At 72.9% G+C, this 6626-nt stretch carries 4 protein-coding genes, 1 tRNA gene and 3 pseudogenes; 2 read left to right on the top strand and 6 right to left on the bottom strand.

What is annotated here, in order from left to right; all coding sequences use genetic code 11:
- Nucleotides 1-44: 44 nt before the first annotated feature.
- A complete protein-coding gene (locus MTQ10_RS26080; RefSeq protein ID WP_247472608.1) occupies nucleotides 45-611 on the bottom strand; it encodes a DUF4365 domain-containing protein in 567 nt (188 codons plus the stop codon).
- Nucleotides 612-780: 169 nt separating this feature from the next.
- Here MTQ10_RS26080 and MTQ10_RS26075 point away from each other — a divergent pair, with 169 nt between their 5' ends.
- Complete coding sequence (locus MTQ10_RS26075; protein ID WP_247472607.1) at nucleotides 781-1506, top strand: 3'-5' exonuclease; 726 nt, start codon at nucleotides 781-783, stop codon at nucleotides 1504-1506.
- A gap of 86 nt (nucleotides 1507-1592) precedes the next feature.
- Here the strand turns inward: MTQ10_RS26075 and MTQ10_RS26070 are convergent.
- Together MTQ10_RS26070 and MTQ10_RS26065 are read right to left on the bottom strand one after the other, a co-directional pair.
- A tRNA-Val gene (locus tag MTQ10_RS26070) sits at nucleotides 1593-1664 on the bottom strand.
- A 52-nt stretch (nucleotides 1665-1716) separates the two neighbouring features.
- Nucleotides 1717-2163, bottom strand: coding sequence for an SRPBCC family protein (locus tag MTQ10_RS26065; RefSeq protein ID WP_247472606.1), 447 nt, complete (start codon nucleotides 2161-2163; stop codon nucleotides 1717-1719).
- Nucleotides 2164-2288: 125 nt separating this feature from the next.
- Here MTQ10_RS26065 and MTQ10_RS26060 point away from each other — a divergent pair, with 125 nt between their 5' ends.
- Nucleotides 2289-4676 (top strand): SCO7613 C-terminal domain-containing membrane protein, encoded by a 2388-nt coding sequence (locus MTQ10_RS26060; protein WP_247472605.1) that lies wholly within the window; start codon nucleotides 2289-2291, stop codon nucleotides 4674-4676.
- Nucleotides 4677-4683: 7 nt separating this feature from the next.
- On the opposite strand, the pseudogene MTQ10_RS26055 reads toward MTQ10_RS26060, so the two are convergent.
- The 3 pseudogenes from MTQ10_RS26055 to MTQ10_RS26045 all read right to left on the bottom strand — a co-directional run.
- Nucleotides 4684-5241 (bottom strand): annotated as a pseudogene (locus MTQ10_RS26055) (exo-rhamnogalacturonan lyase family protein); the annotation flags it as partial.
- 3 nt (nucleotides 5242-5244) lie between these two features.
- A pseudogene (locus MTQ10_RS26050) lies at nucleotides 5245-5676 on the bottom strand (carbohydrate ABC transporter permease); the annotation flags it as partial.
- Between the two features lie 2 nt (nucleotides 5677-5678).
- Nucleotides 5679-6398: pseudogene (locus MTQ10_RS26045) on the bottom strand (ABC transporter substrate-binding protein); the annotation flags it as partial.
- Nucleotides 6399-6626: the final 228 nt, after the last annotated feature.

The following is a 6626-nucleotide window of genomic DNA, read 5'->3' as shown; positions in this document are numbered from 1 at the left end:
CCGATCCAGGCGCATTACCAGGGGTTCGCGCAGGGGGCGGTGGGTCATGGTCTGCCTCCTGTCCCCACCCGCGTCATGATCTCGCACAGTGCCCGGTCGTCGAAGACGCGGGAGGTCGGGATGCGCACGGTGGTGCGGCGCCGGCCGGTGACGGGGTGTCCGGCGAGGTTGACCCAGTAGCAGCAGTGCCGCAGGTCGAGGCGGTCGTGTCCGGCGCGGATCCACTGGTCGCGGGAGCGCGGCACGATCATCACGACGAGGATCTTGTGCACGGTGACCGGGGTGCGGGCGAGTTTGCGCAGATGGTCGTTGTCGAGCGTGAAGGAGAAGAACCGTCCGGGCGGGTCGGGGCTGATCTGGTAGGTGGCTTTCAGCTGCACCTTGATGGTCACTTCGTCGTCGACGGTGTGGCCGGGTGCGCTGTGGCTGATGTGCCAGTCGATGCCGTTGTCGGGGAACGGCTGGGACAGTGAGCAGCCCGCTGCCGCCGCGACGGCATGCAGATAGCCCACCTGCAGTGTCTCCATGCACGCGGTGGTGGCGAGTGTGCCGCGAGAGGGACCCGTGCGCTCGGGCAGCAGCCCGCCCCGCTCGGGCTGCGCTACCGCCATGGCCAACAGCCTTCCGAACCAGGAACTTCCCCGCTGCGGGCCGCTGAACTGCAAAGACCCGTACTCCTGTTGTGTCCTTCCGGCGTACGGCGCAAACAGTACGGGTATCACCGTTCCGGGCAGCGGACGTCGCGTCAACTGCCGAGGGTGAGCGAGGGGTTGTGCTGACATGACGAGCTGGTACGAGGGGCCGCTGGCCGCTTTCGACACGGAGACCACGGGCGTGGACGTGGAGACCGACCGGATCGTGTCGGCCGCCCTCGTGGTCCAGGACGGTCCGGGGTTCCGGCCGCGGGTGAGCCGCTGGCTGGTGAATCCGGGGGTGCCGGTGCCCGAGGCGGCGACGGCAGTGCACGGGCTGACGGAGGATCACTTGCAGCGCAACGGCCGCTGGCCGGCGCCGGTGATGTACGAGATAGCGGAGCAGCTCGCGGAGCAGGCGGTGGCGCGGCGGCCGTTGGTGGTGATGAACGCGCCGTTCGATCTGACGCTGCTGGACCGGGAGTTGCGCCGGCATCGGGCGTCGTCGCTGGGCCGGTGGTTCGAGCGGGCGCCGCTGCTGGTGCTGGATCCGCGGGTGATGGACAAGCATCTGGACCGCTACCGCAAGGGGCGTCGCACGCTGACCGATCTGTGCGCGCACTACGGCGTGACGCTGGACGAGGCGCATGACGCGGCGGCGGACGCGCTGGCCGCGCTGGAGGTCGTACGGGCGCTCGGGCATCGTTTCGCGTCGCGGCTGGAGCGGTTGTCGCCGGCGCAGCTGCACACCTTGCAGGCGTCGTGGCATGCGGAGCAGGCACGGGGTCTTCAGGCGTGGTTCGCGCGCAGCGGTGTGGAGGAGGCGGTGGACCCGGCGTGGCCGCTGCGCCCGGATCTGCCCGCGGCCGCGTGAGACGTCCGGCGGGGACGTCTGCCGGCCGGGGGTGCCGGACATGCGAACGGCACCCTGTCCGTGAAGGGAAGGGTGCCGTGCCGGGGTGGGCGATACTGGGTTCGAACCAGTGACCTCTTCGGTGTGAACGAAGCGCTCTCCCACTGAGCTAATCGCCCGGGAACGCACTGAACAATACAGGTCTCCGCGGGTTCCGTTCAAACCGCTTCGTCACCGCCGCCGGAGCCGGGCCGTGAGGCCGCGCCGCCCGGAGCGCATCATCAGCCGGTGGTTGGCGCGGAAGAAGGGCCGTCCCGGTACGGCGAACCGCCTGAGCAGGGGCAGGTTCACCCGCACCTCCTGCTCGTAGCGGGCGAGGCTGCCGCCGGGGTCGGCGGTGACCGTCCAGCGTGCCCAGCCTTCGAGGTCGCCGGACATCGCGATCTCCAGGACGCCCGTGGCGGGGTCCCGGCGCGTCTCGCGCGCGGTGAAGGTGAGGGTGTACGGCAGCAGGGAGCGGGCGGTGACCACGCCGGTGCGGGCGTCGAGGCGGTGCACGGAGCGGACCTGCGGCCACCACAGCGGGTACGCGTCGGCCCGCTCCAGCTCGGCGTAGACGTCGGCGGGCGGGGCGGGCAGATGCCAGTCGCTGCGGAAGCGGTAGTGGGTCCAGTCCATGGGCGGAAGTCTTCCCCGGGTGCTCGCGGGATCGGGTTGGCTGTGACCTGAGTACCTGGATCTGAGTACGTGCCTAGGTACCGGCGCTCATGCTGTGCCGGGTGACCGCGGCCAGACTCTGGGCCATGACGTACTCTCCGCCGCCTGCCGAGGAGCTGCGGCTCATCGACGCCGAGCTCTGGCAACTCGACGCCCGGCGGGCCCATTTGCTGGCCCGCCGGACCTGGCTGGTGACCGTGCTGCGGCAGGCCGCCGCCCCGGCCCAGGCACCCGCTCCCGCCATCCCGGCATCCGGTTTCGCCCCCGCGCGGGCCGAGGCCGCCGTGCCGCGTGTGCAGAACGTGCTGCTCGTGCTGGGCGGTGTGCTGCTGACCGTCGCGGCGATCGCGTTCACGCTGGTCAGCTGGGGGCATCTGGGCATCGCCGGGCGGGCGCTGGTGCTGGGCGGGGTGACGGCCGCGGTGCTGGCCGCGCCGGTGCCGCTGCTGGCGCGGGGACTGCGGTCGACGGGCGAGGCGGTGGCCGGGCTGGGGCTGGCGCTGACGGTGCTCGACGCGTACGCGCTGCACGAGGTGGCGTTCGCCGGGGCGGACAGCACCGGGTTCGCGGCGGGCGCCGCCGCTGTGCTGGCGGCGGGCTGGGCGGCGTACGGCACGCTGCCGCGGGTGCGGGAGCTGCGGCTGCCGCTGCCCGCCGCGCTGGCGGCCGGGCAGTTGCCGCTGCTGCTGTGGGCGGTGGCGGCGGGTGCGGGTCCGTCGGTGATCGCGGGTGCGCTGCTGGTGACGGCGGCCGGCGACACAGCTGTGGCGCTGCGGTGGGCGGTGCCCGCGGTGCGGGTGACGGCGACGGCCGGGGCGTTCGGGGCGGGCGGCTGCGGTGCGCTGGCGGCCGGCTGGCTGTCGTGGTCGGCGTCCGGTCCGGGCGCGGCGGCCAGGGCGGCGCTGCTTCTGCTGCTCGCGGCGGGGATCGCTGTGGCGGCGGGGCTGCGGTCGCGGGCCGAGGAGCACACGACCGGCCTGTCCGTGGCGGCCGGGCTGCTGGCGGTCGGCGCGTTGGGCGGGCTGGCCCGCTCGGTGCTGCCGGCGATGTGGACGGTGCCGGCGTATCTGGTGTGCGGTGTGGCGCTGCCGGCGGTCGTACGGCGGGCCGCGCTGCCGCGGGCTCTGCGGCGCGGGGCGGTCCTGGCGTCGGTCGCGGTGCAGGGGCTGGCGCTGGTGACGGTGGTGCCGCTGGTGGGGATCGCCCTGCTGGGTCCGGCCTCGTGGGTGGCGCGGATCTGGTCCGGGGCGCCGGACGGGGCGCGGGCCGCGGTGGCGACCGAGGAGGTGTGGCCGCCGTACGCAGGGACGGCTCCGCTGGTGACGGCGGTGGTCGCGGCGGTGTTGGCGCTCACGGTCCGGGACGGTGCCCTGCGGGCGCGGGCCCGGCTCACCGCGCTGACGGCGGCCTGGGCGACGGTGCTGGTGCTGCCGCCGGTGCTGGACATGCCGTACGCCGCGGGGCTGATGGTGCTCGGCGTGCTGACGGCGGGGACGCTGGCGGTGGCGGCACGCGCGCGTGGCGGCGATCTCGCGGTGACGGCGCTCGTCCTGGCCTCGGTCACGTCCGTCGCCGTCGGCTTCGAGGCGCTGGCCGCCCGTGCGGCGACCCCGAGCGTCCTCGCGGTCCTCGCGGTGCTGTTCGCGGCGGCGTCCACGCGGGCGCGCCTGTCCCCTGTGACCGCTCCGGCGGCGCTCGTGCACGCGACGGCACTGGCGTGCGCGGCGGGCGCGGCGGCGGGCTGGGCACCGCAGCACATCGCGCTGCCGGTCCTCGCGGTGCCGGCGGTCGCCGCGCTGGTGGCGCCCCGGACCGGGGGTGCGGCCCGGGTCCCCGTCGAGGTGGCGGGCGGCGCGGCGGGACTCCTCGCGGTGGCCCTGGCCGTCCCCGCGCCGCCGATGCTCGCGCTGGTGCTGGCGTTGTGCGGCGCGATCACCGCGGGCGCGGCGCTGCGCCCGGACCGGCGTGCCCTCGGTCATGCGTCGGCGGCGTTGTTCGTGCTGGCGTCCTGGGTGCGGCTGGCGGCCTGGGAGGTGACGGCGCCGGAGGCGTACACGCTGCCCGCCGCGCTGCCGGCGCTGGTCGTCGGGGTGCTGCGCAGGCGCCGCGGTGTGAGGGCCTCGTCGTGGGCGGCGTACGGCCCCGGTCTCGTCGTCGCGCTGCTGCCGAGCCTGGCCGCCGCGTGGACGGACGCGCACTGGCAGCGTCCGCTGCTGCTGGGCGCGGCGGCCCTGCTGGTGACGCTGCTGGGTGCCCGGCACCGGCTGAAGGCGCCGCTGGTGCTGGGCGGCGCGGTGCTCGCGCTGGACGCGCTGCACGAGCTGGCGCCGTATCTGGTGCAGGTCACCGACGCCCTGCCGCGCTGGGTGCCTCCCGCGCTCGCCGGTCTGCTGCTGCTCGTCGTCGGGGCGACGTACGAGCGGCGGCTGCGGGACGTGCGGCGGGTGCGGGAGGTCCTGGGAGGCATGGACTAGCGGTCGGTCACGGCATCTTGTCGCCGAGCGGGGCGAGGTTCTCGACGGCGGCGAGGCCGTGGAGCGCGGTGTCGTCGGTGGAGATCCAGGCGGCCTCGCTGCCCTCGACGAGGGCGGCGGGGCCGCTGATCCTCTCCGTCCGCCAGGGTGCGGTCTCGCGGTAGCCGTCGGAGTGGTGGAACTTGTCCCGGTCCCGCTGGGCGAGTGCGGTGTCGCCGGTGCGGACGGCGGCGTACGCGTCGAGCCGGGAGTGGCCCTGGAACACCGGGAGTGTGCCGAAGTCGCTGCCGTAGCGGGCCTTCTGCTCGGCCCTGGTGGCGTTGAACCAGCGACAGTAGTCGTAGTACGCCTGCTCGGACTCGGGCATGTCGACGAGGTCGATCAGTTCGGCGCACAGCTCGTCGATGCCGAACACGGCGGACCGGTGGGAGACCTCCACCTTCGGGGTGTCGGCGACGGCGAAGCGGCGGGTGTCGAGGTCGTACAGGCCGCTGCCCCGGACGAAACCATTGGGCTGGGCGGCGATGGTCTCCATCGTGGACAGCACACACGCGCGTGCCTTCTCCCCGATCGACCAGTAGATCCGCAGGTGTCCGCAGCCGTCGATCCGGGCGGCCTCGTCCAGCTCGCCGGGCGGGGCCGCATGAACTGCACCGTCAGGAAGACGAAGAAGGTCTGCGTGGCGAGGAACCTCCCCAGCCAGCGGCACATAGGAGTTGATCAGCTGCATCTTCTGGAACATCACGTACTGCGGGATCAGCGGCGCGTGGTACGGCAGCAGCAGAGTGCCGATCATCAGCGGGAACAGCAGATTCCGGCCGGCGAATCCGATCTTGGCGAAGGCGTACGCGGTGAGGGAGCAGGGGATGAGGACGCCGGCCACGGCGCCGAGCGAGCAGATCAGGGAGTTGCGGAGGCACGTCCGGACGGAGATCTCGGCGCTACCGTCGGCGAGGCCCGTGAAGTCGTCCAGGATCGGACGGGCGGGGAACAGGTCCAGGTGCCGTCCTGCCACCGCTCCGTCAGGTCGGCCTTGTCGAAGCCGAGTCCGTCCTCGGTGAAGAAGGCCTTGCCGTTCCGGCGGAGCCCGAGGCCGTACAGGTACATGATGCAGAAGTAGCCCGTGTCCCCGGGGACCTTCGTCCTGTCGTGGATCGCCTTGAGGGCCGTGAAGTACTCGTCCCGGGTCCAGCCGGCCCGCCGGGTGATACCCCCCGCTGGAAGAGTTTCTTGTCGATGACGAGCGCCACGGTGTTGGAACCGACGGGGATGCCGAGCTGTTTGCCGTCCGCCTGACCGACCGACAGAACGCCCTAGCCGGAAGTTCCGGGTACTCAGATTCCCCGCGTCGATCCGGGACTTGAGGTGCAGGAGGATGCCTCGCTTGTCGTACTTCCGGAGAAAACCGACGGCACTCTGGAAAACATCCGGGGGATTTCCGCCCGCGGCCTGCGTCTGGAACTTCTCCCGGAATGCGACGCAGTCCTGGAAGTCGGTCTTCACTTTGATCTTCGGGAACTTCTTCTCGAAGAGCCTGATGGACTGACTGATCCTCTTCTGCCGCTCCTCGGGACCCCACCATGAGTAACGGATCGTCACCGTTCCGTCGGCCGAGGTGCCGCCGTGGCCCCCGCACCCCGGCGTCGCGGCCAGCCCGAGCGTGGCCGCGGGGGCCCCGGCCGCTTTGAGAATCGTGCGCCTTTCGACGTTCCCGCATGTCACAGTCGGGCCCTCCCCGTAGCTCCGCCACCGCCCATGAATCGTTTCAAGCCAGCGCTTGCCGGCACAAGGCGCGGAGGGATCGGGCGTGCGTCAATGCAGCGGACAGGACTTCTCGCGGGCCCCGGGGAGCACTCGGACGGCCCTCGCCGGGCCTTGCAGGCGGCGCGGCGGCGCCGCCGCAGGTGGGGCGAGAGGGCTGCGGTGCCCGGGACCGGGGGGCTGGGAGGC

The organism is Streptomyces sp. XM83C (genome assembly GCF_023072675.1).
Classification (GTDB): domain Bacteria; phylum Actinomycetota; class Actinomycetes; order Streptomycetales; family Streptomycetaceae; genus Streptomyces; species Streptomyces thermocoprophilus.
Note: the sequence above shows the minus strand (reverse complement) of the source record. Positions and strands in the feature narration are given on the sequence as shown.

Coding starts and splice junctions, on each gene's coding strand:
- MTQ10_RS26065 (WP_247472606.1), bottom strand. CDS start 2,163: ATGGACTGGACCCACTACCGCTTCCGCAGCGACTGGCATCTGCCCGCC.
- MTQ10_RS26060 (WP_247472605.1), top strand. CDS start 2,289: ATGACGTACTCTCCGCCGCCTGCCGAGGAGCTGCGGCTCATCGACGCC.
- MTQ10_RS26075 (WP_247472607.1), top strand. CDS start 781: ATGACGAGCTGGTACGAGGGGCCGCTGGCCGCTTTCGACACGGAGACC.
- MTQ10_RS26080 (WP_247472608.1), bottom strand. CDS start 611: ATGGCGGTAGCGCAGCCCGAGCGGGGCGGGCTGCTGCCCGAGCGCACG.